General features: G+C 43.5%; 2 protein-coding genes. Both read left to right on the forward strand.

Annotation, left to right across the window (positions count from 1 at the left end; all coding sequences use genetic code 11):
- Positions 1-69: 69 nt before the first annotated feature.
- Positions 70-1476 (forward strand): F0F1 ATP synthase subunit beta, encoded by a 1407-nt coding sequence (gene atpD, locus HT715_RS09600; protein ID WP_050076536.1) that lies wholly within the window; start codon positions 70-72, stop codon positions 1474-1476.
- Between the two features lie 10 nt (positions 1477-1486).
- Positions 1487-1906: a F0F1 ATP synthase subunit epsilon gene (locus HT715_RS09605; protein WP_000068041.1), complete on the forward strand. Its 420-nt coding sequence runs from the start codon at positions 1487-1489 to the stop codon at positions 1904-1906.
- Positions 1907-1968 lie beyond the last annotated feature (62 nt).

Raw genomic sequence — 1968 nt, forward strand, 5'->3', positions numbered from 1 at the left:
TTTTCGAAGAGTATTAGGACCTAGTTGAACTAGGAACCGACAGTATCTTATATAGAATAGGAGAAGGAGATGAGTTCAGGTAAAATTGCTCAGGTTATCGGTCCCGTTGTAGACGTCTTGTTTGCAGCAGGGGAAAAACTTCCTGAGATTAACAATGCACTTGTCGTCTACAAAAATGACGAAAGAAAAACAAAAATCGTCCTTGAAGTAGCCTTAGAGTTGGGAGATGGTATGGTTCGTACTATCGCCATGGAATCAACAGATGGTTTGACTCGTGGAATGGAAGTATTGGACACAGGTCGTCCAATCTCTGTACCAGTAGGTAAAGAAACTTTGGGACGTGTCTTCAACGTTTTGGGAGATACCATTGACTTGGAAGCTCCTTTTACAGAAGACGCAGAGCGTCAGCCAATTCATAAAAAAGCTCCAACTTTTGATGAATTGTCTACCTCTTCTGAAATCCTTGAAACAGGGATCAAGGTTATCGACCTTCTTGCCCCTTACCTTAAAGGTGGTAAAGTTGGACTCTTCGGTGGTGCCGGAGTTGGTAAAACCGTCTTAATCCAAGAATTGATTCACAACATTGCCCAAGAACACGGTGGTATTTCAGTATTTACCGGTGTTGGGGAACGTACTCGTGAGGGGAATGACCTTTACTGGGAAATGAAAGAATCAGGTGTTATCGAGAAAACAGCCATGGTCTTTGGTCAGATGAATGAGCCACCAGGAGCACGTATGCGTGTTGCCCTTACTGGTTTGACAATCGCTGAATACTTCCGTGATGTAGAAGGCCAAGACGTGCTTCTCTTTATTGATAATATCTTCCGTTTCACTCAGGCTGGTTCAGAAGTATCTGCCCTTTTGGGTCGTATGCCATCAGCCGTTGGTTACCAACCAACCCTTGCTACGGAAATGGGTCAATTGCAAGAGCGTATTACATCAACTAAGAAGGGGTCTGTAACCTCTATCCAGGCTATCTATGTGCCAGCGGATGACTATACTGACCCAGCGCCAGCAACAGCCTTCGCTCACTTGGATTCAACAACAAACTTGGAACGTAAGTTGGTACAATTGGGTATCTACCCAGCCGTTGACCCACTTGCTTCAAGTTCACGTGCCTTGGCACCTGAAATCGTTGGAGAAGAGCACTATGCAGTTGCTGCAGAAGTAAAACGTGTCCTTCAACGTTACCATGAATTGCAAGATATCATTGCTATCCTCGGTATGGATGAGCTTTCTGATGAAGAAAAGACCTTGGTTGCACGTGCCCGTCGTATCCAGTTCTTCTTGTCACAAAACTTCAACGTTGCGGAACAATTTACTGGTCAGCCTGGTTCATATGTTCCAGTTGCTGAAACTGTACGTGGCTTTAAGGAAATCCTTGATGGTAAATACGACCACTTGCCAGAAGATGCCTTCCGTGGTGTAGGTTCTATCGAAGATGTGATTGTAAAAGCTGAAAAAATGGGATTTTAAGAGGTGATCTATGGCTCAGTTAACTGTCCAGATCGTGACACCAGATGGTCTCGTCTATGATCACCATGCCAGCTATGTATCGGTTCGAACTCTGGATGGTGAGATGGGGATCTTGCCACGACATGAAAATATGATTGCGGTTTTAGCAGTTGATGAAGTAAAGGTAAAACGTATTGATGACGAAGATCACGTGAACTGGATTGCAGTAAACGGTGGCGTTATTGAAATTGCCAATGATATGATTACAATCGTTGCTGACTCTGCAGAACGTGCTCGTGATATCGATATCAGTCGTGCAGAACGTGCCAAACTTCGTGCAGAACGTGCAATTGAAGAAGCACAAGACAAACACTTGATTGACCAAGAACGTCGTGCGAAGATTGCACTGCAACGTGCCATTAACCGTATTAATGTCGGAAATAGACTATAAGAAAAAATGAACTTGAAAATTCCAAGTTCATTTTTTTATGGTGTTTTATACTCAATAAAAAT

Origin of the sequence: Streptococcus sp. 4155 (genome assembly GCF_013276695.1) — a bacterium.
Classification (GTDB): Bacteria; Bacillota; Bacilli; order Lactobacillales; family Streptococcaceae; genus Streptococcus; species Streptococcus pseudopneumoniae.

Bases quoted from the DNA above. Each gene is read 5' to 3' on its own strand.
- atpD (WP_050076536.1), top strand. From the start codon at position 70: ATGAGTTCAGGTAAAATTGCTCAGGTTATCGGTCCCGTTGTAGACGTC.
- HT715_RS09605 (WP_000068041.1), top strand. From the start codon at position 1,487: ATGGCTCAGTTAACTGTCCAGATCGTGACACCAGATGGTCTCGTCTAT.